General features: G+C 62.0%; 24 protein-coding genes and 2 pseudogenes. 19 read left to right on the forward strand and 7 right to left on the reverse strand.

Features of this window, described 5'->3' with window-relative positions:
* From tnpB to AC1DN0_RS17305, 16 genes and pseudogenes are all read left to right on the forward strand, one after another.
* Positions 1 to 210: IS66 family insertion sequence element accessory protein TnpB (tnpB, locus tag AC1DN0_RS17230; protein ID WP_477145865.1), on the forward strand; the 210-nt coding region annotated here is incomplete at its 5' end.
* 36 nt (positions 211 to 246) lie between these two features.
* Positions 247 to 1,269 (forward strand): IS66 family transposase, encoded by a 1,023-nt coding sequence (tnpC, locus tag AC1DN0_RS17235; protein WP_477103099.1) that lies wholly within the window; start codon positions 247 to 249, stop codon positions 1,267 to 1,269.
* A gap of 150 nt (positions 1,270 to 1,419) precedes the next feature.
* Positions 1,420 to 2,442 carry a tyrosine-type recombinase/integrase gene (locus AC1DN0_RS17240; protein WP_477103100.1) on the forward strand — a complete coding sequence of 341 codons (1,023 nt, stop codon included), beginning with the start codon at positions 1,420 to 1,422 and terminating at the stop codon, positions 2,440 to 2,442.
* A gap of 265 nt (positions 2,443 to 2,707) precedes the next feature.
* Positions 2,708 to 2,767 (forward strand): annotated as a pseudogene (locus tag AC1DN0_RS17245) (hypothetical protein); the annotation flags it as partial.
* Between the two features lie 121 nt (positions 2,768 to 2,888).
* Positions 2,889 to 3,272: a site-specific integrase gene (locus AC1DN0_RS17250; RefSeq protein ID WP_477103189.1), complete on the forward strand. Its 384-nt coding sequence runs from the start codon at positions 2,889 to 2,891 to the stop codon at positions 3,270 to 3,272.
* Complete coding sequence (locus AC1DN0_RS17255; protein ID WP_477103101.1) at positions 3,269 to 4,282, forward strand: site-specific integrase; 1,014 nt, start codon at positions 3,269 to 3,271, stop codon at positions 4,280 to 4,282. Before AC1DN0_RS17250 ends, AC1DN0_RS17255 begins: the two co-directional genes overlap by 4 nt.
* Positions 4,283 to 4,585: 303 nt before the next feature.
* Positions 4,586 to 5,418, forward strand: a pseudogene (locus AC1DN0_RS17260) (tyrosine-type recombinase/integrase).
* An 8-nt stretch (positions 5,419 to 5,426) separates the two neighbouring features.
* Positions 5,427 to 6,635, forward strand: a complete 1,209-nt coding sequence (locus AC1DN0_RS17265) for an IS91 family transposase (RefSeq protein WP_477103103.1) — start codon at positions 5,427 to 5,429, stop codon at positions 6,633 to 6,635.
* A gap of 316 nt (positions 6,636 to 6,951) precedes the next feature.
* Complete coding sequence (locus AC1DN0_RS17270; protein ID WP_477103104.1) at positions 6,952 to 7,596, forward strand: IS66 family transposase; 645 nt, start codon at positions 6,952 to 6,954, stop codon at positions 7,594 to 7,596.
* Positions 7,597 to 7,926: 330 nt separating this feature from the next.
* On the forward strand, positions 7,927 to 9,813 hold the full coding sequence (locus AC1DN0_RS17275; RefSeq protein ID WP_477145866.1) for a hypothetical protein: 1,887 nt from the start codon (positions 7,927 to 7,929) through the stop codon (positions 9,811 to 9,813).
* 214 nt (positions 9,814 to 10,027) lie between these two features.
* On the forward strand, positions 10,028 to 10,639 hold the full coding sequence (locus tag AC1DN0_RS17280; protein WP_477103106.1) for a hypothetical protein: 612 nt from the start codon (positions 10,028 to 10,030) through the stop codon (positions 10,637 to 10,639).
* On the forward strand, positions 10,636 to 11,733 hold the full coding sequence (locus AC1DN0_RS17285; RefSeq protein WP_477103107.1) for a phage Gp37/Gp68 family protein: 1,098 nt from the start codon (positions 10,636 to 10,638) through the stop codon (positions 11,731 to 11,733). The genes AC1DN0_RS17280 and AC1DN0_RS17285 overlap by 4 nt, the downstream gene beginning before the upstream one ends.
* A gap of 192 nt (positions 11,734 to 11,925) precedes the next feature.
* Positions 11,926 to 13,179, forward strand: a complete 1,254-nt coding sequence (locus tag AC1DN0_RS17290; protein WP_477103108.1) for a DNA-methyltransferase — start codon at positions 11,926 to 11,928, stop codon at positions 13,177 to 13,179.
* Positions 13,180 to 13,228: 49 nt separating this feature from the next.
* Complete coding sequence (locus tag AC1DN0_RS17295) at positions 13,229 to 13,600, forward strand: hypothetical protein (RefSeq protein ID WP_477103109.1); 372 nt, start codon at positions 13,229 to 13,231, stop codon at positions 13,598 to 13,600.
* A gap of 460 nt (positions 13,601 to 14,060) precedes the next feature.
* On the forward strand, positions 14,061 to 14,336 hold the full coding sequence (locus tag AC1DN0_RS17300) for a hypothetical protein (protein ID WP_477103110.1): 276 nt from the start codon (positions 14,061 to 14,063) through the stop codon (positions 14,334 to 14,336).
* A gap of 418 nt (positions 14,337 to 14,754) precedes the next feature.
* On the forward strand, positions 14,755 to 15,576 hold the full coding sequence (locus AC1DN0_RS17305) for a response regulator transcription factor (protein ID WP_477103111.1): 822 nt from the start codon (positions 14,755 to 14,757) through the stop codon (positions 15,574 to 15,576).
* Between the two features lie 165 nt (positions 15,577 to 15,741).
* On the opposite strand, the gene AC1DN0_RS17310 is transcribed toward AC1DN0_RS17305, so the two are convergent.
* The 6 genes from AC1DN0_RS17310 to AC1DN0_RS17335 form a co-directional block, all read right to left on the reverse strand.
* Entirely contained in the window at positions 15,742 to 16,032 is a 291-nt protein-coding gene (locus tag AC1DN0_RS17310) for a hypothetical protein (protein WP_477103112.1), read from the reverse strand.
* Between the two features lie 72 nt (positions 16,033 to 16,104).
* Positions 16,105 to 16,452, reverse strand: coding sequence for a hypothetical protein (locus AC1DN0_RS17315; protein WP_477103113.1), 348 nt, complete (start codon positions 16,450 to 16,452; stop codon positions 16,105 to 16,107).
* A 12-nt stretch (positions 16,453 to 16,464) separates the two neighbouring features.
* Entirely contained in the window at positions 16,465 to 16,707 is a 243-nt protein-coding gene (locus AC1DN0_RS17320; protein ID WP_477103114.1) for a hypothetical protein, read from the reverse strand.
* Between the two features lie 42 nt (positions 16,708 to 16,749).
* Positions 16,750 to 17,880, reverse strand: coding sequence for an integrase domain-containing protein (locus AC1DN0_RS17325; protein WP_477103115.1), 1,131 nt, complete (start codon positions 17,878 to 17,880; stop codon positions 16,750 to 16,752).
* A gap of 391 nt (positions 17,881 to 18,271) precedes the next feature.
* Positions 18,272 to 19,303, reverse strand: a complete 1,032-nt coding sequence (locus AC1DN0_RS17330; RefSeq protein ID WP_477103116.1) for a BRO-N domain-containing protein — start codon at positions 19,301 to 19,303, stop codon at positions 18,272 to 18,274.
* A 15-nt stretch (positions 19,304 to 19,318) separates the two neighbouring features.
* Positions 19,319 to 20,029, reverse strand: coding sequence for a BRO-N domain-containing protein (locus AC1DN0_RS17335; protein WP_477103117.1), 711 nt, complete (start codon positions 20,027 to 20,029; stop codon positions 19,319 to 19,321).
* Between the two features lie 949 nt (positions 20,030 to 20,978).
* Between AC1DN0_RS17335 and AC1DN0_RS17340 the strand changes: the two genes are divergently transcribed.
* From AC1DN0_RS17340 to AC1DN0_RS17350, 3 genes are all read left to right on the forward strand, one after another.
* The gene (locus tag AC1DN0_RS17340) at positions 20,979 to 21,221 is read left to right on the forward strand and encodes a hypothetical protein (RefSeq protein WP_477103118.1); all 243 of its coding nucleotides are present in this window, start codon (positions 20,979 to 20,981) and stop codon (positions 21,219 to 21,221) included.
* An 11-nt stretch (positions 21,222 to 21,232) separates the two neighbouring features.
* Positions 21,233 to 22,273, forward strand: coding sequence for a ParM/StbA family protein (locus AC1DN0_RS17345; protein WP_477103119.1), 1,041 nt, complete (start codon positions 21,233 to 21,235; stop codon positions 22,271 to 22,273).
* A 574-nt stretch (positions 22,274 to 22,847) separates the two neighbouring features.
* Positions 22,848 to 23,435, forward strand: a complete 588-nt coding sequence (locus AC1DN0_RS17350; RefSeq protein WP_477103120.1) for a hypothetical protein — start codon at positions 22,848 to 22,850, stop codon at positions 23,433 to 23,435.
* Between the two features lie 27 nt (positions 23,436 to 23,462).
* Here AC1DN0_RS17350 and AC1DN0_RS17355 read toward each other — a convergent pair whose 3' ends face one another.
* Positions 23,463 to 23,885, reverse strand: a complete 423-nt coding sequence (locus tag AC1DN0_RS17355) for a lytic transglycosylase domain-containing protein (RefSeq protein WP_477103121.1) — start codon at positions 23,883 to 23,885, stop codon at positions 23,463 to 23,465.
* Positions 23,886 to 24,605 lie beyond the last annotated feature (720 nt).

Consider the following 24,605-nt stretch of genomic DNA (forward strand, 5'->3'; position numbering starts at 1 on the left):
GGCCGCGATCGATCGAAGGTCAAGATTCTGTATTGGGACCGCACCGGCTTCGCGTTGTGGTACAAGCGGCTTTCGCGCGGCCGGTTTCCTTCGCCGGCGACGCTAGCCCAGCGTGGCTTCACGCTGGCCGAATTGAACGCTTGGCTCGAAGGCATCGAGATCCCTGCGGTTCGGCCCCACTGCACCGTCGCTGCCACGCGCATCTTGTGACTTGTAAACCTGCCGGCGCTGGCGCATCATGGCGCCATGCTTCCGGTACTGACACCCTCCGACCTGCCAGCCGATCTCGAGGCGGTACGTACCCTCGCGCTGGAGCAGAACCGGGTCGCCCGCGCGCTGTGGGAGCAACTGGAGATATTGAAGCACCAGATCGCGCAGCTTAACCGCGCGCACTTCGGCGCCAGCTCCGAACGTCTGCCGGGTCAGGCCGAACTCTTTGCCGCGCCGCTCGATCTGCCGTCACCGGCAACCGCCTCAGAGGTCAAAGTGGCGGGCCACACCCGCAAGGGGCGCCCGGCACTGCCCAAGGACCTACCGCGCACGCGGATCGAATACGATCTGTCCGCGGCGGAGAAGGCCGCCTTCGATTCACTGCAGCGCATCGGCGAGGAGCGCAGCGAGACGCTGCATTACGAGCCAGCCAAGCTTACCGTCATCGAGCACATCCGCTTCAAGTATGCGGCCATGAAGAACGATGAGTCCACCATCGTGACCGCCACCGCGCAGCCCTCGCCGTTACCGAAGAGCAACGCCAGCGCGGGCCTGCTCGCCAACATCCAGGTCAATACCTTTGTGGACCACTTGCCGATCCACCGGCAGGAGATGGGCTACGCCCGCCTGGGCATTCATCTGCCGCGTGCCACACTGTGCGAATGGAAGTTGGGGTCGGCCGAGCTGCTGGAGACGCTCCTGCCATCCTTGCGCACCCACATCCTGCAGGCACCGCGCCTGCACCTGGACGACACCACGCTGCCGTTGCTCGAACGCGGGCGCGCCACCACCAAGCAGGCGCACCTGTGGGGCTACCTCGGAGCCGGTCAGCGGCAGGAGAATGGGCTGTGGGTCGATCACCCGCCGGCGGTCATGTTCGAGTTCGCCGAATCCCGTGCCGCCACCCATCCGCTCACCTTCCTGCGCGACTATCGGGGGTACCTGCAGGCCGACGCCTACAGTGGCCACGATGCCCTCTATCGCACCGGCCGCATCATCGAAGTCGGTTGCTGGGCGCATTATCCCGAGTGCGGCTTTATCTGGTGCGCGACGCATTAGATTCTGTCCACACGAGGAGCCAGGGTGGCGCAGCCCCACATAAATCCAGCGCGTTCAATGAGCTTTTGAATCCGATTAGGACGAGCTTGCGTATATGCTTGCATGGACACGCAGTCACCCAAGCCCCAGCCCTCCGAGAGCACACCTAGCGTGCAGGACATTCTGCGCGTATGGCATGGCGATCGATGTATCCGTGCAAGTACCGCGCAGCAGTACCTGCAGTGGATCGGTCGGTTTCGACGCTATTGCCGTGCCCGTGGGCTGGAGGAAGGCGCCGAGCTATCGCGCGCCGGCGTGAAACGCTTCCGGGCTTGGTACACGCGCTTTCGCAAGATCAACCCCGTGCATCTCGGTCTCGCGAGTTCGTCTCTGCGTTCGCTGCGGCGCGTTTACGAAGTCATGGGCTTGCCGGTGTCGCCGTGGCAATCCATCGAACGCCGTCGACGACCTGCTACGGCGGTTCTGCGTGGCTACGCTGACTACCTTGGGCAACATCGTGGCAACCCTGAGATCACGATTCGCAAGAAGCTCGACGATGTCGGCAAGCTCTTGGAGCACCTGCGTCGATCTGGCAAATCCTGGCGTCGTCTGAGCTTGCCCGACATCGACGCATTCCTAATCGAATGCGCCAGTCGCTATGCACGTTCGACGACAGCCGGCATCGCCAGCACGATTAGATCCTTTTCCCGGTTCCTGCTGGCCAGCGGGCGCATTCGCACCAACTTGGCCGATGGGGTAATCTCGCCGGTACAGCCCAGGTTCGAACGCCCCCAACGCGCGTTACCGTGGGAGGACGTTCGGCGACTGCTGCGCGCTGTGGACACAAGCACGGCACGCGGACTGCGCGACCATGCGCTGCTGTTGATGATGAGTACCTATGGTTTGGGCGCTGGCGAAGTGATCGGCTTGCAACTGCAGGACATTGACTGGGATGCCAGCACGCTGCAGATGTCGCGACCGAAGACCGGCGTCAAATTCGTGAGTCTGCCTATGTGCGTATCGCCACACAGTCGCTGCGTGAGGTCTCTCTTCCGGTGCCGCGATGAGCACGAAGACTACCGCCACCGCCCTGGCTCGCGACGCAATGCAGTTCCTGGCGTTCAAGCGGGCCATGGGCATGGGCTACCGCCGTGCCGAGTTCGTGCTCAACGGCTTCGTGCGCTTCGTCCGTGACCGGCACGGCGACCGCCCGGTGGCATTAGACCAAGTGGTGACACAGTGGGTGACGCGGATCGAAGGCCGCAAGGCCATCACGGTGGGTAACGAATTCGGTGTCGTGCGCCAGTTGTGCCTGTTCCGCCGCCGCAGCGATCCATATGGCTTCGCCCCCGATCACGCGGTGGCGCCGGTCAAGGAATCGGTGTTCGTGCCTTACATCTTCAGTCGCGAAGAGGTGCTTGCCTTGCTGGACGCTGCCACGCGGCACGAAGGTCGCAACATGTGGGGTGCGATGTTGCGCGCGCTCACGCTCGTACTGTACTGCACCGGGATGCGGCTGGGCGAAGCTACCAGGCTGCATCTGGCCGACGTCGATCTACGCATGGCCGTTCTGACAGTGCAAGGGGCGCTCGCGCATCCTGGCAATCCGCGACGATTTAGTCGCCGAACTACGCTTCTACCTGCGCCAGCGCAAGGAAGTCCTGTCGGCAAGCCGGGCCGACGATCCATTGACACTCTTCATCCGTCGCGACGGATCAGCGCTCACTGTGCGTGCGGCCTCGGATGCGTTGCGATATCTGCTGCGTGCGCTCGGTTTGAAGCCGCCACGCGGGCGATCGGGTGCCAGGCCTTACGAGTTGAGACATGCCTTCGCCGTACATCGGCTGACCGCTTGGGCCGTTGAGGGTGTTGACGTGCACGCGAAGCTGCCGTGGTTGTCGGCCTACCTTGGCCACCAGAACGTCCTCGGCACGGAGGTGTATCTCAAGGCCACGCCTGAGCTGTTGCAACTCGCGAGCCAGCGCTTCGAACAGCTCTCGCGCCGCAAGCGCAGATTGCCATGAGCCGGTCACAGGATGGGCTGTTCGCACATGTGCAGTCGTACTTCACAGAGTACCTGCCAACGCAGCGAGGTGCCAGCGTCCACACCATTCGAGCCTACCGTGATGCACTGACGCTGTTTTTCAAATTCGTTGCTGACCAGCGCCGCCGAGCGGTTGCTTCCTTGCAGCTCGGCGACATCGACGCTGATGCCGTGACGCGCTTCCTGAATCATATCGAGACGCAGCGATCGAATTCTGCAGCAACACGCAATTGCCGGCGAGCAGCGATCCGTGGGTTCTTCAAGCATCTCCTGCGCAACGACTTGGCGCACTCGCAGCAGTACGTGCGAGTACTAGCGATCCCGGCAAAGAAGGCTCGTCAGCGGCCAGCGACCTACCTTGAGGCCGAGGATGTCCGCCTGATCATCAGCATGCCCAACCGGCGCACCGTCGACGGTTGGCGTGACTACACGCTTCTGCTCTTTCTTTACAACACTGGTGCTCGGGTCAGCGAGGCTGCCGAACTTCGATGGGACGATCTGCAATTGACCTCACCACGACAGGTTCGTTTGCACGGCAAGGGTAAGAAGGAGCGCCTGTTGCCGCTTTGGACGGAGACGGCCAACGCGCTGCACCGACTGCGCGGTATGTCAGGCGCTACCGATGAGCAGTGCGTATTCCTCAATCGAAACAGCCAACCTATGACCCGCGATGGTGTCGCCTACGTTCTCAGCAAACACGTAGCGGCGGCGGCTCGCGACAACCCAGTGCTGCGACGCAAGCACATCACGCCACACGTCATGCGTCACAGTTGCGCCGTTGCGCTTCTGCAATCAGGAACCGACGTGACGGTAATCCGTGACTATCTCGGCCACGCCAGCGTCGCCACGACCGGCCGCTACATCACGACCAACCTGCAGATGAAGCGCGAGGCGATGCTCGCATTCTGGACGAAGTCTGGCATTGAACCGGCGAACGCGAAGACATGGAAGCCAAAGGGCGATATGCTGGCGTTCTTGAAGTCCCTGTGAGCAATCCAAATTTATCTGAAGCTCGGATCATCGATCGACCGCATGAACGCCCGCTAAGCGACTTCATTCAAGATAAAACCGCACTCGGGATAATGCGCCTAGTACTAAACCGCTGACGCGGTAGTGGGAGGTGGGCACAGGTCTATGGCTGACGTTTCATGAAGAGGGTTGTCTGGCGCTGAACCCCAGCGAGGTGGTGAGCGGTGTCGCCAGGAGCAGTATGTGAATGCCCGGTTGGGCATTCCACCCACTGCTTCCAGGAGGCTCGCCATGACGCCACTGCGCCAACGCATGCTGCATGACATGCAGATCCGCAACCTTGCAGAGAATACCCAGAAGTCCTATCTGATTCAGGTATCCAGTTTCGCCCGGCACTTTCGCCGTTCGCCCGAACTGCTGGGTCCAGAGGAGATCCGAGCCTGGCTCGTCTATCTCCGTGAAGAGCGCAAGCTGGCACCCGCCAGTCTCGGCGCAACGATCGGCGCACTGCGCTTTCTCTACCGCGTGACGCTCAAACGCGACTGGAGCGACGAGGACTTTCCCTTGCCGAGGAAGCCGGTCCGACTGCCAGTCATCCTCAGCCTGGAGGAGATCACGACCTTCTTCGAGTCGATCGCCAGTCTCAAGCAGCGCACCATCCTGATGACCGCGTACGCCGCCGGACTGCGGGTGTCAGAAGTCGTGCATCTGAAGGTCACCGATATCGACAGCAAGCGCATGGTCATCCGTGTGAACCAGGGCAAAAACAGGAAAGATCGCTACGTCATGCTGTCGCCGCGGCTGCTCGAGATCCTGAGACTGTACTGGCAGGACGCTCACCCGCGGGAGTGGCTGTTTCCGGGCAACCGATCAGCCGCGATGCCGTGGGCCAGGCATGCCAGCTTGCACGTAAGCGCAGCGGCATCAAGAAACCCATCACACCGCATTCACTGCGGCACGCCTTCGCCACGCATTTACTGGAGGCCGGCACCGACGTGCGCCGGATCCAGCTGCTGATGGGCCATCGCAGCCTTTCGACGACGGCGCGCTACTTGAAAGTGGCTACCAGCACCGTGTGCGCGACCCCGAGTCCCTTTGACCTGCTGCCGCATCCCGCACCCATCCCGCCTGAGCCCACACCGCCCGCATACTTCTGAAGCCGGCGATGCGACCGGCGCTCGAGGTGGCGGACATCTTCCGCCGCTGCGGCCCAAAGTACCGGCAGACCCATGCCGACGCCCTCAGTCGTGCCCAGCGGCGCACGATGAGCGCCATCGAGCTGTGTCGCACCGCCGCGCTCGGCGGACATGTTGAGCAGTGCGATACATGTGGTCATCAGCGCATTGCCTACGACTCGTGCCGCCATCGCTGCTGTCCGAAGTGCCAGTCGCTCGCCCGCGCGCAATGGCTCGAACGCCGGCGCGCCGAACTGCTCCCCGAGGTCGAGTATTTTCATGTCGTCTTCACGCTGCCCGAGCCCGTCGCGGCGCTCGCCTACCAGAACAAGAGGGTGCTCTATGACATCCTGTTTCGCACCAGCGCCGAAACGCTGCGCACGATCGCCGCCGACCCGAAGCACCTGGGCGCGGAGATCGGCTTCCTCTCGGTCCTGCACACGTGGGGGCAGAATCTGCTGCACCATCCGCACGTGCACTGCGTGATACCCGGCGGCGGCATCGCCCCGGACGGCGAGCGCTGGATCGCCTGCCGACCCGGCTTCTTCCTGCCCGTGCGAGTCCTCTCGCGGCTCTTCCGGCGGCTCTTTCTCGACCAACTGCGTCGCGCGTTCGACGCCGGCGCGCTGCGTTTTCATGGCCAGCTCGAGCCGTTGCGCGATCCGCGAGCGTTCGCCGCCTGGCTCGCGCCCGCCGCTCACGCGGAGTGGGTCGTCTACGCGAAGCCACCGTTTGGCGGCGCCGCACAGGTGCTCGATTACCTGGGCCGCTACACGCATCGCGTCGCCATCTCGAATAACCGGTTGCTGCGCTTTGATGGCGATTCGGTGCTCTTCCGGTGGAAGGACTACCGTCACGAAGCCCGCCACAGGACCATGACGCTCACGGCCGACGAGTTCATCCGCCGCTTCCTGTTGCACGTGCTGCCCGTCGGCTTCAAGCGCATCCGCAGCTACGGGTGGCTCGCCAACTGCCACCGGGCGGCGCGCCTCGCCACCTGCCGACGGCTGCTCGGTGTCGAGCCGCCCGCTGCTGCGTCACCCGCCATCGGGGAAGACTACCGTGACCGTTACCAGCGGCTCACCGGCAGGTCACTGCGCGATTGCCCCGTCTGCGGCAAGGGCCACATGGTCCGCATCGAAGGCGGTGTGCCTGGCATCCTGCCGCGGGCTCCACCTGATCCCAGTCATGGACATTGACCGGCATCAGCACCAGCCCCCAGCACGTTGGTCTTCCCCATGCGGCCAACGCGAACCAACTCGTGCTTTGCCGTCTTCGCACCATCACAATGTCGCGAAACTCCGCACTATCTGCCCGCTGACCCTCGCATTCTCACTGTCTTCGCGCGACCGGCTCTGTCAGACCGCCCGCTTCCGGCGTGCGATGGCCACGCGCCGGGTACCGCAAATCACCGCGCCGTTCATTCAATGCCCATAGACGCCAGCGCCTGCGGAGCGGTTTAGCACAAACGATTTTTTATTTACCGCTCGCGGACCGATCTCGCCGGCTCGACTCATGCATCTGAGGCCGCGACCGCTAAACAAAAAATCCTCTGCATTATGCCGAGCTCGGCATAAGGCTCATGCCAGGCGATACTTCATCAAGGCCGAGGACGCCATTCCCAAAGCGGCACGCTCGCCAGATCAGCTACCTACGCGCTTCGTCAGGCTGATTGCCAAGCTCTATGCCGCCGAGGCGCGCAGCGCGCAATGGACGGCTGAACGACGCTTGCGCTTACGCGCGCGCTACAGCGCTCGGGTTCTCGATCTCATCGAAAAGCTGCTCACCGAGCATCGTGATACCGTCGTGCCAGGTGGCTTGCTTGGCAAGGCTTTGCACTACCTCAACGGGCAGTGGCCGAAGCTGATCCGTTACATAAAAAACGGCTCTTGGCCGATATGTAACAACCCTTGCGAGAACGCGATTCGCCCATTTGTCGTCGGGCGCCGCGGCTGGCTATTCGCCTCCACCGTCGCAGGCGCGCATGCCAGTGCCAATCTTTATTCCCTCGTTGAGACATGCAAAGCCAACGGCATTGACCCGTATCGCTACCTCGTCTGGCTGTTCACCAAGTTGCCTCTGGCCACCACGGCCGATGACTATGCCGCGCTGTTACCTTGGGCTATGCCTGAGGCAACTGTGAGTGACGTCGTTTATTGACTGCATACAGTGAAAACCGAGATAGTGCAATGGGTGTGCGACACGCTCAACGCCGCTCGGGAGGCCGCCCCGCAACCGAGCGCCACGCCGGCCTGCCCGAGCTGCCGATCGGCTGGCAGCTTGCGCACCGCACTAGCCTTCCTTCGGCGGCAGAGCAGCCCAGCGAGGACAAGCACGAAGGAGCGCTCCCGCCAGGATGGAAGCTAGCCGAGCGAAAGACCCACTTCATCCTGACAAATGGGAATGACGTCGTCGCCACCATGGCAAGACCGAATGCAGCGACGTACGCAGCTATCTTTTCCGCCGTAATCGTCAAAGGAGCCATCTAAGATGATCGAAGACTGCAAGCCTACCGAGAATTTCCAGGCAGGAGTCCAATTCGCTGAAGGGCAAGATGCAAAGGAGTTGCTCGGCGCAATCCTGGGTATCCAAACCGAACTCCAGTACGGTGCGGTGACACCTGAGAACGCCGTGGAGCGCATGCGCAGAGCTCTGCGTGTCATGCCGCAGCCAGTAACACACCGCGAGGGCGCGCAGGCGGTGGTGGTGAACGCCCCGGAGCACATCGTGTTGGTTGTGGGCGACATCGCCGATAACACCTCATTCGGTGATCTGCATGAGGTCACTTGGTGCGCTGGCCGGCAACACGACGCCGACGTCGAGTACGTGCGCGCAGATCTCACCCGCGCCATTCGAGCCCAGCCCCACGCCCCCCAGCCGCCGGAGCAGTCAGCATTCCAGGCGCGCGTTCAACCCTGGATGCTGGCGTGCTTTGGCGCCGAGATCGCTGCGAATAGCCAGGAACGCAACTACCGCTTCCTCGAAGAGGCCTTGGAACTCGTGCAAGCGTGCGGGGCCACGCAGAGCGAGGCGCATCAGCTTGTGGACTACGTCTATGGGCGCCCAGTTGGCGAAAGAGCCCAGGAAGTCGGCGGCGTTATGGTGACGCTGGCCGCGCTTTGCCTGGCGCAGGGTCTGGACATGCACGAGGCCGGCGAGACAGAACTCGCGCGCATCTGGACGAAGGTCGAGCAGATCCGTGCCAAGCGGGCCGCGAAGCCGATGTCCTCGCCCTTGCCTCAGCACGTCGGGACCGTCCATGACGAACGGGCCGCTGTTGAGTACTACAATCAAAACCCTTCTGCCGCTCTGTTCGACATGAAACGCCGCTTCGCCGGCCCGCACTCGAGCGCCGAGGCGGTGGCCAATGACTCGCGTGCCATGGGCGAGAACTGGTCCGTGCGCGTCGAGCAGGACGGTCGCACGATCTTGACCATCAGCGATCAGCACTTGTCCGGCGAGGAGGGCGCCGACGAGAACCTGATCGTCGGCGCGGCCCGGCATCTGCTGGCGTTTGTCGGCTACGGCCTGCCGCCATCGAACTTCGACCCCGATTCCCGGGAGCTCGTGACCGCAGAACAGCCCTGCATTGAAGGGCATCCGGACGATGCCGCAGTGAACCGCTTCGCCGCCGCCATGAAGGCGAAGATGGCTGCCAGCCGCGTGAAGGGGCGTCGAGGCTGGGATGATCCTGAACGATGCCCGGCGTCGTTTCTAGCGGCGGCGCTGATTGGCCACATTCCCAAAGGGGATCCCGTGGACGTCGGCAATTTCGCCATGATGCTGTTCAACCGGGCCGACTCATTGGGCGCACTCCCAACGGCCTGGCGAGAGTTGCTAGAGGAGGAAGTCTCCGCAGAGTCCCTTACCCAGGCACGCGCCCTTCTAGCCTCAGAGCAGCCCAGCACGGCAGCGGTGATCGATGGACAGGTTCTCCTAGCAAAGAGCGTGTTCGGCGGCCTCAACTCCTTGCGCTGGCTCCTCAACATCACCACCGAGTTCGACCGCAAGGATGTGCGCACGCGGCAGGCGGCGCGTTTGCTCGACGAGTACCAGGACAAGCACGGCCGGACGAACCGAGCACTGCTGGAGACCTTGTGGAAGGCCCTGCATGACAAGCTCTCCCTGGACGATACGCTGGAGTGCTTAGCAGCGAGTCCAGGGCAGCACAGCAACGAGAATCGCGATGCGGAGCGGTGGCGCTCGATTGAGCCGCGCCTGCACGTTGTGACGGAGGACTGCGACCAGGGCGACAGCGTGCCGAGCGTGGTGGTCTCTTTGATAGGGATCCAGCCGGACATGGATATGGTCGTCGGCAAGCACGAAACGCCAGCCGCCYGGGTCGATGCCGTGATCGCCAAAGGAAAGAGAAATTGAGCCGCCCGCATCTGAGGTCGTGCGGCGCCCTGAGTGGACGCAGCCCAAAGACCGGCCTGCGCGTAGCTTCCCGTCACTGTTGGACCGGCGGCGCCTGGGGCAAGGGCACGTGCGAGTTCTGCGGACGCACCCTGGATGAGGTGTTGGCGAAACGTGTTGCTGAGCCTGGCGGCGCGGACCACCTCGCTCGGTCGATCGAGAACAGAGACTTGCCATGACCAACATGACTGAAAACGCGAAGCAGCCGGGCCCCTTCCGTGCCCTGCTACGCACGATGGTTGCGCGCCTGGGTTCTGCCTTGGAGCGTAAGCCGGCTTGCTCGCGGCCCGAAGTACTGGAAGGGACTATGGGGCAAGCCTTCGGCCCTGGAGCGGCTTCGGTGTACCCGGAGCGGCCGCCCTTGCCGGATTCTCAGGCTCCGGAGGCCAACCCCTATGTACTAGCCATCGGTGGCGCACTATTCGACGCCGGCTACCGAATCTCGCCTGTCGATGCCGGAAAAGTGCTCGATGCTGTGCGGAGGGTTCACGACATCACACCGTACCTCACCCCAGAGCAGGCACGAAGGCGGGAAGAAGCCGAAAAAGAGGCAGAACGTCTTCGCCAACAATTGGCCGCCATCGCCCCGGCCCTTTCCGAAGAGGCCAAGAACAAGGCTATTCGTGAGGCTGCTGAGCTGATCGAGGCGGAGGCTGCCAACGTCGCGAGAGGGAATGCCACGGATGGCAACTGGGGAGATGACCACGAACCGAAGGCCGCCCACGACGAGATGCTCGCTAAGGCGGCGGCACTGCGCACCTTCCTGCCAACGGGAGATGCTGCATGAGCGAGAACAGCAAGATCGAATGGACCGACGCCACGTTCAACCCGTGGATCGGCTGCACCAAGGTGTCCCCGGCGTGCGACCACTGCTATGCCGAGGTGTCCACGCCGGCGCGCGTGCTGGGCGTGACGTGGGGCGCCAAGGAAAATCGGCACCGCACGTCGGCCGCCAACTGGAAGCTGGCGGAACGCTGGAACAGAGAGAAATTCTTCGAGTGCGCGGCCTGCGGCTGGCGCGGCGAGGAAAAGGACTCCAAGGCGTGCGAGTTCGGCCACGACTATCCGCACCGCCATTGCCCAAACTCAGCCTGCCACACGACCGAGGTACTGACTCCCGCACGCCGCCGTGTCTTCTGCGCCAGCCTGGCCGACGTGTTCGACAACCAGGTTGATCCGGCCTGGCGCGCGGACCTGTTCGACCTGATCGAAAGAACGCCCAACCTGGACTGGCTGCTGCTGACGAAGCGCATCGGCAACGTGCCTGCCATGATGCTCGAGGTCGCGCAGCACCTTTTCTGGATGGACAGGCTCGAGACGCCGAGTATGCCGGACAGCGTCTGGCTCGGCGCCACCATCTGCAACCAGGACGAAGCCGACCGCGACGTCCCGAAGCTGCTTGCCGTGCCGGCCCGGGTGCGCTTCCTATCCGTTGAGCCGCTGTTGGGGCCGATCAGGCTGCCGCATGATGCACCGTCGCCAATTCCCTTCTACTGCGATGCGCGTGATCGCGGTATCGACTGGGTAATTGCCGGTGGCGAGAGCGGCCCTCATGCACGGCCGAGGCATCCGGCCTGGGCGCGGAGCCTGCGCGACCAGTGCGCGGCGGCGGACGTGCCGTTCCTGTACAAGCAAAACGGTGAATGGGCAGACGGCTCCGGAGACTTTGGTGCCGGCAGATTCGAAACCGCTGCGGTAGCTCTCGACGGTCGAGTTGTGCCAGGCGGCTACGACGCCGTAGCCTATCCGAACGGCGCCACAGCGGCAGACGGCTGGGCGATGGTCCATCGCGCAGGCAAGAAGGCTGCAGGCCGCCTGCTCGACGGCGTGCAGCACGATGGCTTCCCTCCTTCGAACCCTCCGCAAGAAGGGAACATTTAGTCCGTGTCGTCGCCCATAATCGGCATTGCGAGTTGACCCCTCGCCGTTCCCGATGGGTGTAGGTTTTCATTGCCTACACCCTCTTTTTTTGTCGCTCGCGATTGCACAGCCCTCGCACATTGGACCGGCGCATGGTTGCGCTGGTCATTCGGGATTCGAGAATAGGCATCCATTCACACAAGGATGCCCGCTATGGCACCACCTCCACGCCAACTCGATCTCTTCGGTGCGATCGCCGAGGCCTATGCGGATTCCGCTGATGGCTCTCTCGAGAACCGCAGCCTCTATCGCCAGCTCGCACAGCGCCCGGAACTCCGATTGGACATTGAGCGCCGGGTCCCGATAGGCGCCGCCGCCGCGATGCACAGTCCCGCTACGCGCAAAATCCGCTGGCACCAGATCACCATGAGGCAGTTGGGCATCATCGAGCGGGTTGAAGGCGAACGCGGCCTTTGGCGACTGAGCGAGAATGCACGGCAGAAGCTGCACAAGGCCAGCGCCGGTGTTCGGCTAGTCGCCTTCAGCACGGATCTCGGTGTAGCGGTCTGGGCCCGCTCACGGGACGTTTTTCCGCGCCTGGGAGAGCCGATCTCGCTCTGCGTTACGTCGCCGCCCTACCCGCTCCGCCAGGCGCGAGCCTACGGCAACCCGAACGAAGCGCAGTATGTCGACTTTCTCTGCGAGGCGCTGGAGCCTATCGTCCGCGAGCTAGTACCGGGCGGCAGCATCGTGATCAACATCGGGAACGACGTCCACCTGGCAAGAAGTCCAGCGCGATCCCTCTATGCCGAGCGGTTGCTGCTGGCGCTGCATGATCGGCTCGGCCTCTCTCTCATGGACCGCATTCCGTGGGTCAACTACAGCAAGCCGCCTGGCCCAACCTGGTGGGCTTGCGTCAACCGCGTCCAGCTAAGCAGCGCGCACGAGTTGGTCTATTGGCTCACGAATGATCCCGCCCGGGTACGCTCAGACAACCGCCGCGTGCTACAGGCACATACCGAACGGCATAGGAAGCTGATCGCCGCTGGCGGCGAGGCGCGAACCGCCATCTATGGCGATGGCGCCTATCGGCTGCGGCCAGGCGCCTTTGCCGGCGATACAGCGGGGAAATTGCCGCGCAACGTCATCGAGCGTGGCCACGCCTGCGCGGATACCCAGCTATATAGGAAGCGTGCGAAAGAACTCGACCTTCCAATCCATGGCGCGATGCAACCGACGGACATCCCGGATTTCTTCGTGCGCTTCCTCACGGAGCCGGGCGACCTGGTAGTGGATCCGTTTGGCGGCACGGTCCGAACGGGGCTGGCGGCGGAGAGGCTGGGGCGTCGGTGGCTGGTGACCGAATGGATGCTGGAGTATCTGCGCGGCGCGGCCGAGCTCTTTCGAGGCTGCTCTGGCTTCGGCTTGCAACCGGCACTTGCATCCGCCAACTGGTCGGTATCGTAGGTTGGCCACGCCGACCCGAAGAATCGAAGAATCCAACAGGAGAACTGCCATGACTGCACGGACAGACCGCCAACCACTTCCACTTGCGGAGGCAATCCGCAAGCTCGAGCATCTCCACGCGAACGACCGGCGCGACAGCATCCTTGCGGTCACTTACGACCCTGGCTTTGCCACGATAGGTGGCACGCCCTTTAAGCCCGTCCTGGACATCCATCCGGGGATCGATTGGGACGCCGGGCGGATCTTTCTCGATATCGGTCCGAAGCTGATGGCACCGAACGAGGACCTGGACATGCTAAAGGCATTGGTCCGAGACTACTCCGAGGCCATCGGCTTCGTATTGCTCGCCTTGCGCAATACCCAGCTCACCCCAGAGGCTCGATTGCTAGCAATCGGCCGCACGGTCGCGGGAATTCGCTGAGCATTCCTTGCCCGGAGTTGGCGCCCCTGCCTGAGCCCCGGGCAATATGCCGGGTTGCATCGGCTAAACGGTCCGTATCCTAGCCAAAGAGCCTCGGCATTGCGCCGTGGCCATAGCGCAGGAGCGAAAAAGAGAATGGACCCGTGGCGCCCTATCCAGTTTATGCAAGGCCGCTCGCTCGTCGCGCCGGCGATGCAATCGAGGTCCAGCGCGGTCGATTCGCCGGTCGCCGCAACGCCGGAGGTTCGCGCCCTCCTCGCCAACGACTGCGTCGTCGCTATAGGTGTCAGCGGCGTGCCTGCGCCATTGCCACCGCACGCTATCTGGACCAAATTGGCCACGCCGGCCCCCGCGTGCTGGTTCATGCCGATCTCGGCCGATCGTGGCTCCCAGCCTGCTGCCGGCAGAGATTCGCGAGCGCATTGAGCTGGCGAAGGTGGCGGCTACGGAGCGCCAAGCGATGGAAGCCATGCTGCCCGGCCACCTCAAGTATACGGCAGGATGGCCGACGTCGGTACCGACTCACGCCGAGGCAAGCCTGATCGCCCGGGTGCGCCGGCGCGTGTCCAGCCTGGTCGGCATCGACGCGCGGCATGTGACGCCGGATGCCGTCAATGCGAGGTATGCAGATCTGCTGGCTCGCCGCGGGCAACGCGAAGGCGGTGCTGTTGGTTCGGCCCGCATGTACACGCCAGACCTTTTCTCAGAGATCGCGAATCGGGAGATTTTGTTGTAATAGCCATACATCTTGGTGGCATCTTGATTGACCGGAGTTCGGGCCGTCCAATGCCCATCTCGCGCGATCTCAGGAACTCCCGTCACATGCCGCCAGAGGCTCAAAAACACGCGTGCAGGAGGCCCTCTACGCACTCGTCTGCGGTGCAAGCGCCGCATTAGCCATTCCGAGCAACAGGGCTATCTGGTTTTCGCTTTGTGCCCCGTCTGTCACAAACCTGCGGGACGTGGACATTCGAACCTCTCCCTACTCTTCTATCGTTTCTTCTTCATCGAGAAGCCGGGGTGTAAAGTCATCGCGACGCTCAAGCCAACGCAGTCTGCGGCGCGATCGCAATGCGGCGTTGGTGCAGCGGATTTCACTTTTGGAAATGATGCCGGCGGGAGTTGATAGACCGGCATAACTAGGCAGGGAAAGCATGACGGGTCAGTTTCACGACATTCTGACGGCAAGCAGTTACAGCGACAGCCGCAGCTATAAGCTAGCGTTCCACGGATATCGGGGAGTGTGGCAACAGGAACTTGGCCGCGCTAGCAACACATTCTTGAGCGCGAACATGGGAATACCCGTTGAGCGTGTTCCTCTCGCGGAGAAGGCCTGCTTCTTCGACACCGTCGTTCTGCAGCGCATCCCCCTCCACATCGACCAGTCCGGTGCACCCCCCACAACGGTGTGGCCTGACGTCGAGACACAAAGCACGCCCACCACTCCAGTCACACCCGCTAGGCAAGGCCTCACTGAGCGTCAACAGGACGTGCTCACCCACTTGCTTGAAGGGCTGCCAAATAAGCTCATCGCGCGCCGCTTAGGCCTGACGGTAAACACCGTCAAGGAACATGTCTCTGCCATCTTGCAGCGCCTTGGCGCACGCTCACGAACTCAGCTGCTATCGGGGATGAAGCCATTCCGCGCGCATGAGGTGCATGCCGGCAATGCCGCCAACGCGGCGGCACATGATCAACCCGCCGGCGCCGCACTCAGCAGCACCCCAATCAAGCCGGAGGAGCTCGGCCTCACGAGCCGCCAGGGTACCGTATTGCGCCATTTGCTCGACGGGCTATCCAACAAGGCGATCGCACAGCGCCTGGGATTGACGGAGAACACCGTCAAGGAACACGTTTCGGCGATCCTGGAACGGCGTGGCGCGCGGACTCGCATGCAGTTGATATCGCACATGAGGCAGGTCTTCACACCTCCGCCCGCTTCGGAGTCAGATAGCGACTGCCAACAGGCCAGCTGAGACGCTACACTTCGCAGCCGTCGCCTTCGGGGGATCTGGAAACCGTCCCGTTTAGCTTGGCGTTGTATGCGCGATAGGCTCGCTTCCGGGGCGCGCTGTTCGCTGTGATCGCCTCGATATCGAGCACCGTTCGGGAGCCGGCCTCGGAAGTCGTTCCCCGCGCTATCACGCACTTACTCTAACGCCGTGATTGGCGGCTTCGGCAGCATCCAGCACCGCGCGAGCATTCCGCGGATCAAGCAGGAGCGTTGCCTGCAGAGCACGCGCGAGCTGCTGTGCAGCAAGACGCTGTGGCGCCGAAAAGCGCTGCCCGGCAATCCAAGCGTCGACGTCGTCGCGGATCCCATTGGCGTCCGCGTCCAGCCCGCGTATGTCTTCGTCTGCCTGGCCGGCGCCGGCGACGACACACACCGCCGCTATGGCGGCCGCGGCTACGATAGATTGCCAAACTTGCACGGTGTATCTCCCACAAGCGCGCGTGCGACAGAAGCGGCGACCAGCGTTGGTAGTGCGGCCGCCTGGAAGAGCTCAATTGACTTGCATCTGCGAAATTGGCAAGCCCGAAGACCAATCGACCTTGCGCAGGTAGTCCGGTTTCTGGCAGGCGTCCGCCAGTCTCTCGATCCCCGCGGCCTGGAGCCAACGGCCGAACGCAAGTGGATAGCCCGGTTCGTCGACGCCAATCAGACAAAAGACCTGTCCTGTATCGTCGTTGTCCGCCCAGTCGATCCCATCGGCTAATAGGTCCTGACTGGCAGACTTCAGCAGCTCGTCGAGAATCAGGTCACTCAGATAGATCCCGACCGTTTCTCCCTCCTTCCTCAGATGAGGCAACTCCAGATAGGGGTCGGCTTTTAGATAGCCGAGAATCGCCACGGTGTACTCGTCTCAGTCGCGGAAATGATCCACGACCAGCACGCCCCATTCGGTCCGCAGCGCGCGCCGCGGGCGAAGCGCGTCTTCCAGTTGCCCAAAGTCGTCGCCGCCTTCGAGGGCTACCTCGGCCCTCGCAACGCCAATGACATAGTCCGGCAACGGCGTCAATGGCCAATGCTCCAGCGCCTCGACGCCGATACCTCTTGCCAGGATTCCGGCAATCTCTGCGGCCGAGTATTCGCGGTCCTCGTGCATTTCCTTCTCCAAGTTGGCCAGCGACGGTCCGTCGCCGGCGAGTTATCGATCGTTCGGGGCCTTCGCCAAGATGCGGTACAACGCTTGCCGCGAGATCCCAAGCTTCGCCGCCGCCGCTTTCTTCTCTTGGCAGCAGCTATCCAGCGCAGCCCTGACCTCCTCTCGTGACGGCGGTTGCCGGCGCGCCGGCGCATGCTTGCCCAGGTAAGCGTTGCTCTTGGATTCCCTGGAGTGGCCGGCGGCCTCAACAACCCGCTTCATCCCCTCACGGTGCAGGGCGTCCAAAGGCTTCGTTCCCCCTTGGATCGCGGAAAATTCCCCGGTCACCCGGTGGTACAAGCCGTTGAGATATTGGTGCCGTAAGCCGTGCGAGGTGATCTCCAGCTCGCGCTTTGTCACCCCGTGGACCCTCAAGACGTAGTCATAGTGATTGCGCCACTGGTCTAGGCTGTACTCGATAGGAATCGTGGTGCCGCTCATGCTATTGGCCATCCGACATGCATCTTCGAGCAGCTTGTACTGCGCCTCGGTCTCGAGCTGCACCTTGCGTGGCCGCTTTGCTTTCGTTCCATCGTCCACCCGCAACTGCCCATCTGCCGTTACTCGATGCGGCTTCAGCAGGAAGGACTCCTTTTTGCGAAGGCCGAAGGCGGCCTGAAGTCTCAATTGCGTCGCGACGTGCCGGTCGGACTGCTCGATCTTCCGCAATACCCCATCGACATCTACCCCACTGGCGTCCCACGTCTTCTCAACCTCAGCAAAGTACGTGCGTCGGTAGTCGTCAGGACGCTCAATGTAGTCGTCAAGCTTACCGACCAGGTTGTGCTTGCCCATCCAGGCGGCAATCGTGCGCAAGTACGTCAGCTTGTTCTCCACCGTCCCGGGCGCCTGCTTCAGCTCCAGCACCCATTTGCGCACAAGGTGCTCGATGTGCTTCTGCTTCAGGTTCCACGGACTGGTCAACTTGTAGCCGTCTTCCCGCAACTCCCGGAACGAGGCCAGCAGGTTGATGACACGCCGATACTGGGTCTCGAACGACACCGGCTTGTCGCTCAACCGATTTGGGCTGCGAATCTTCTTCAAATGTCCCGCAGCGAGCAGCTTGAAAGCGTCGATGAATGATGGTGGCAAGCCTGATCGCTCTGTGATCGCTGCGTAGTCGATGGTGATCACGGCTCAGCCCTCTTCCCGGAGCGACCGCCCCGCCATCGATCCTCCTCTGTTTCTTCGCAACTGCGTCAGCACGGGCCTACTGCTCATCCCCATCCCAGTCTCCATTCGCGCCGGCGCCGTCGAACTGCCCGCCTCGGCAGAAACCCCAGCATGGCGCTCGACCTCGCTAGAGCTGGCGGAATCCGGCAGGCTGGCCGCACCGGCGTAGGTCGAGGACGCATCGTCCGCCGCACGCCGAGCGTCAGGCTTCACGACGAGACCTCGCCACCCCAGGACACCTGGCCCAGACGCTTGATGCCGGCCTGCCAGCCCGCACGGCAGCGATTCGTGCCGAAATCGAGGGCGTGGGCGGGGCGGCATCCCTGCCAAAGCGGAATCGAGTACGTGACATTTAGAACTCGCAGTGCCGGATTGAACTTGACGGACGCGGCTCTTGCGATTGCCGCCCCGGCCTTGGCGCAAGCTGGACGCCTTCCCAGTGTCTTTCTCGCTCGTACGCCGTCATGCCCACGCCCCAGGCCTTGGAGGGCGGCGCTGGATCTGGCTCCGGAATAGGCGCGGGCCTAGGCTCTGGCCGCCGAGGCTCCTCCCCGTCAGGCGCCAATTGACCCAGCGCCCAGTCGAAGAAAGCCTCCGCCTCTGGCTTGCAGGCCCTGACAATCAGCCGGCGAAGGTTGTACTCGCTGAGAAAGACGAGTGCTCGCCCGCCACTATTGGTCTGGATCTCCTTGCGAACAATTCCCGCATCTGGAAGGCAATGATGGGCCACCATCGCTCTGCTGTTCTGCATTCCGAGACAGTTCCCAACATCTGACGCGCAATACCAACGACGGCCTTCGGTATCCCGGAAACCCCGTACAACGGCACCAGCGCTGCCGAGTGGTAGAGAAAGAAACTGAGCGTCGCCAGGATCAGCACTGATTTGCCCCTCCCCCGTCGCTAGCGAATTGTTCTCATGACGCACAATGGCCATGCATACGTCGGCGGCTACTCGGGGACGCTCGACGCCCCCGAGTTCGCTCTCCCGCACCGCCAAGCCTTGCGCCTCTGGTCCGCGCCGGGACGGAACTAGGTCGTCAAGCACCCAGTCCAGATATGCATCAGCCTCAACCTTCTTGCACCGCGCAATTAGCCTGCGCAAATTGCCTTCGCTGAGATACATGAGAGGCTCACGCTTGCCGCCGCTCTCAGTAATCCGATGGCCGATGCCCCCAGGCTCGCGACAAATGCGTGTGATCGTCGCCCGAAAATTCGTCAGACTGAGGGCGTTAGCGGCGTCGATCGCGCAGTACCACTGATGCCCCTGCGGGTCGGTGAACCCGCGCACCGTCGCGCCCTGCCTCCCGAACGGAAGACGGCCTACTGGCTCACTCCACGCTTCCTCTGACGCGTTGGATGTTTGCTCTTCAGGTAGCTGTCCCATCTGAACCAGGCGCTCCTAAGCCGGCTGGTTGGCAAGTTGGAGCGCCACGAGGGCTTTCCAACCGCTCACCAGGATGTCGACCTTAGCCGCCTCGATGCCTAGCAGGTGCCCGATTTGCCCCGCTGTATTTCCCTTATCGCGAAGCTCAGCGGCCTGCTTCATCTGCGCATGCCGCAGCTTCCGCGTGCTTTCCTGCCACTTGGCGAGGTGCTCGAGCACTTTTACCTCGTGCTCCAGCTCGGCGATTCGCAGATCCTTCTCCTCCGATTGCAGCCGGTACCGAATTGCATCCTGGCGGGCGAATGACAACTGAATCGGCAGCTTGCTCAGATCGGACAGCGCCTCTTCCAAATCTGGGCTAGCGGCGGGGAGCGGCGGGGGCGCTTTTCCTTCGTTCAACGTATACACACCGCGCGTCCGAAGGGCAGGTAGGACTTCGCGCGTCACCCAAAGCCGGAATTCCTTGGCAGCTGGCAGCTTGCTGGCGAAAATCAGCATGTAAAGATTGCTCTCGTTGATAAAGTTCAGAGCCTGGATTCCGCTGGTAGTGGGCACCTCGTGCTTCGCGAGTCCCCCCGCGTCTTCACAGTGCGCGGACACTGCAGCATGTGGATTGGAGTAGCCGAGGACTTTGCAGACGTCCAACGCAGACACCCACGCTTGACCATCCTTGTCGATAAGCGAGCGGACAGTTTGCTCCCCATAGAGAAATTGAACAACGTCCACTGGCCTTCTTGGCCTCCCCTCATTTCGGAGCGTCAAAAACCCCTTCGTCCATACAAACCTCCGTTCCCGATCCTCTAGGAGCGCATATCTCCACTACGCCCGCCTAGCGCGCCCGAATAGGTGCGCCATACAGTATTTATACAACGAAATTCTGGCGACGCCACAACCAAATGCGTCCGTAATTCGGATCGCATTCGCGCTGCGTTAAACCCAAACAGCTCCGTCCTTTAGCGATTCCGCCGATGAGCCAAGCGCGTGGAGCAACGCAACCCGACCGTCGCAGCAACGTCTCCGTCACCGCTCCCACGCGCCCTACCGCCGACCGTGGATTCTGATGGGCATTCTGTGCAGGCTGCCTTGATTGCATCGGGCTTCGTGACCAGTGTCCCCGCCCTCCAGGCGATCGGGATGTGTGTGTATTGGGTGTGCCGTTAGGCGTGTCCGTGTCCGGAGAAACTGTGTCTCATCCAGACGCATTTGCTAAAACAGACCGCTAAGCCAAGCGGGATCGCGTGTCCGGTGTCCTCAGTATTGGCAACCCTAGGCGCACCAGCGAACGAAAAGAAGCCAGTCACCGTAGGAAGCGGACACGCAAGCGTGGCAACCAAAAGGCGACTGGCTATTGGGCAAGCTGCAGCGACTCCATCGGAGCGCTCGGCGAGCTTGGAGATTGAGTTCCTGCCGTTACGGACGGCACCGTTGAATTCTTGAGCCCACTACCGCCAGGGCATACCGCAATAGTCTCGCATTTCAGCTCCTCTGTGGACCTAGAGAGCAGCTGTTTTTCGATGAGTATTTGCTTTTGACTTCAAAGCTCCGATAGAAAAAAATATTGCTACGAACATGCTACGGAATTGATTAATTTTATAGCTTTTTGTACTTAATAAGCCACCCCATTTTTGCTTATTTTTTAAGCATGCTACGAGCATTTCCCGAACAAGGCGAAAGCATGAGAAAAACCGATTCGATTTACGTAGAGATTTGCATAAATCCCGACGACGGCCCCTTGCATAAAAGGCTAAAACAGTATCCAAGCCATGCTGGGAGCCGCCAGCGCGCGCAATATGCGAAGTCGCTTCTCATTCGGGCCTTCGAGATGCTGGAGAAAGCTCAATACGGCACCGTTTCGACGGCGTATTCGCCAGTTGCGCAGCGCCAAGGCGAGTCCAAAATCGGGAAGCACGATTTCTAAGGAGCAGCTTTATGTCGAGTCACAACGCCGCCCGATTCGCGGTAGGAATGGATGTTGGCTTCGGGAACCTCAAGCAGTGTTGGGGCGATGGCGAGYTGGTGTACCCAGCGCGCACCAAACCGGAAGGCACTGGCTCAACGGCCGACGCCCATCGTCTGCACCGCAAAGAGCACAGCCTGGACGAGGTGCGCGTCACTGTCGACGGCCAATACTACCTAGTCGGCCCAGACACGCACCTGCATGCCCTGGAGCCGATGATCGCCGACGACTATTGCAGCCGCCCTGAATACAAAGCCCAGGTAATCGGCGGCCTGCACTACATGTTTTTGAAGACCGGTATCCTCCGTCGAACCATCCCGGTTCTAATCCTCGGCCTGCCGATCTCTACCTTCAAGCTCCATCGCGACCAGCTGCAGGAGCAATATCAGCACAAGGCACTTTCCGTTCCAGTCCCCGCTCCGCTCCAGGGTACGTATGGACGGGAGGTGTCGGTCCGGATCGAGGAAGTGAGCATCCTGCCGCAACCCGTCGGCAGCCTGGTCGCCTGGGCTGTGGACGAAGGACAAGACCGCAGACGCGAGATTGAGGATGACCGCAACAACCTTACGATCGATCCAGGCGCACGAACATTCGACTGGTATGCGTCGCGAGGGACTAAACCGGTCTACGATGAATCCGGCGCCATTTCAGGTGGCGTGACATCGATCGTCTACTCGCTCGCCGATCACATGACCAAGGCGCTGGGAACCTACATTGATTATCGGACCGCCGAGCTGTGCCTGTCACGCCAGCAGTTGTCCTTGGTGGGTCTGGGCAATGTCGATATGCAGCCATTCCATGCGCGAGCCAAGGAACTCGTCGAGGAGATGGTTGACCGCTTCATGAACCGGGTTAAGTCGTCTGCGTTCGACAACGTGCTTCTCACCGGGGGCGGTCTGGGTCTGTTCGAGGAAGCGCTTCGCAAGCGCTTTCCGGCCGCCGACATCCGGAAGGTCTCGAACCCGATCATGGCGAATGCGCGCGGCTATTACTGCTGGGGCGTCTCCTCTTAGGCGAGACTCTATCGGCTTGTCCGGCCCGCCCCCCGCACTCAGGGGCGGGATCGCTTCCCCGCCCCATTCCGCTGTTCACCGTGAACACTTCTGGCCTCTCTAAGTCGTTGTTTTTATTGGCAGAAATGGGAATTCTGGAAAATATTTAGCTAGCTCTTTACCGGAATTCAACATCGTCGGACGGCGCCGCCTAGGTGTCGCTACGCGACAGGCCGAATTGGATGGTGATCGCGCCGACCACATTGGCGTGCTCCTCGAAGCCGCACTCCACCGAATCGCGCGGTTGGCTCCGCGGCCCGCTCGAATTTGCCCGCGCGGGCAAATTCGTGGCCGATCAAGCCATTGATTTATAAAGAGAAATTAACAACTTGTGGCGAAAAATCGGGACCATTTTGGCCGATTATGCTCTCTCGGCTAGCCCCGAATGCTCTATCTCGTTGGCGAATTCCGGCAAATAATTGGCCATCCATTTGCCGGAATTGCTTCCAAACTCGCCGGTGCCAGGCTGAGAGCAGCCGCGTTTTCCACACCTTTCGGCCTCAGTGCTGCGCGCGGTTCCGCATAGACTATCCGGATGCCATCTCCATTCCCTCCCATCCCTCCGCTCGATCACTACTACACGGTTGCACAGCTTCTTGAGCGCGGCTGGAACAAGTCGCTTATCCAGCGCCTCCTTGGTGCCGCCGACGAGGCATATCGCCTGAGCGAGACCAGCTCGGGCCGCCCCTCCCTCCTCTACGGGCGCTACCGCGTCCTGCAGGTTGAGGCATCGGATGCATTCGCCCAGGCCAAGGAAGCAGCCCGCCAGCGCGCCGCCAATGTCATTCCAGCGCTCGAGCGCAAGCGCGCGCAAATCATGGAGGTGTCCGAGCAGACGGCCATCGAAGTACCCGTCGTCGAGATGGAGCAGCTGCTTATCGGCCGGTCGTACCTGCTATCGGACGAGGAGGCTGCCGTGGAGGCGCTGATGCGCAGGATGCGCATATTCGAGTACGAAATCGATCTCTATCATTGGCACGTTGGGATTCGAGAAGCACGGAAGGCGTTGCGCCTCCGCTTCCTCGATGCGATCCCTGAGAAGTATCCCGCGCTGCTGGCGGCATGCGAGGCACGAGCACTCACGGAAACGGGCGCGGCGGACGGGCAGCCCTTTGGCGGCTAAGCGAGTACCAAGCTTGCGCGCCTGGACTTAGCGCACCGCCCCAACCCAGCCGTCGACCGCGGCCTTAACCTTCGGCCAGTAGGCGTCTCGGTACTCCGGCGTCTCCGAATGGTAGGCGCCGACGGCCAGCCAAGAGTTGCCGTAGCGGTCGATCTTCTTCCTATATAGATAGGCCGCGACCATCACGTTCGTGCAGGGCACCATGAGTTGCGGCGGCGCGATGCCGAAACGCCGCAGCTCCGGCAGGTGCACGCTGTTTATCTGCATCGCACCGTAGTCTATTGAGCCATCCGAGTTGCGGCTAACGCTGTCCGCGCGAAAGCCGGATTCGACAAAGGCTATGCCGCGCAGAACATATGGGTTGACGCCATACCGCGCGGCGGCCTCGTCGAAACAAAAGGCTTGGGCCGGCCCGGCCGCAACGAGGAGAAGCGACGCGACCAGCTTCAACCAAAGGAGAGCGGGACGTCTTGGCCTGGCGCCCATCAGTTTGGACAAATCTGATAGGTCACGCCGCCCCAGGCCGACGCGTAGGGTCCTCCATCGTTCCATGCGCCCCATTGGGTCGCGACACCGCCCGGACGGAATCCTCGCGCAGCCATCACCGACACCATTGCGTTATACATCGATCCGCCCGGGGAGAGTTGCGGGTAGTTGGGCCAATCCGCTCGCCCGGCTATCGTCGCAATGACAATTTGGTCGCCACCCCACGCGTATCGCACGGTTACCGAAGCCGGCTCCGAGGAGAAGTCCGAAGCCCACCCGACGATACTAATGAACTGGGTGCCCGAGTAGTAGCACGCCGGTGGTGGCGGTGGTGGCGGCACGTACACCGGCGGCGGCTTATCGTTATAGCAGGTGCCAACACCAGGGACGTATGCGGAGCCGCCGCCTTGGTCGGTGGGCCAGTAGCCGTGGTTTTGGCAGGTGTCAGTAATCTTTGGTGTGCATCGAGCCACTCCTCCGACTGTCCTCCATTCGTAGCCGGGCTTGCAATCTGCAACTGTGATCGGCACCTCTGGAAGAGTAATGAGTTCCGCCCAGGCGGGCCTGAGGCAGGCAAGCGCCGCGGCAGCGGCAAGTATTAGGGGTCGCGACATGGAGATTCCTCACCGAATGTTCTCTGGTTGTCCCGCCGGATCTCTCCCCACAAGAATGTGGGAGACGGCT

The sequence above is a fragment of the Cupriavidus sp. 05N39 genome (assembly GCF_056397325.1).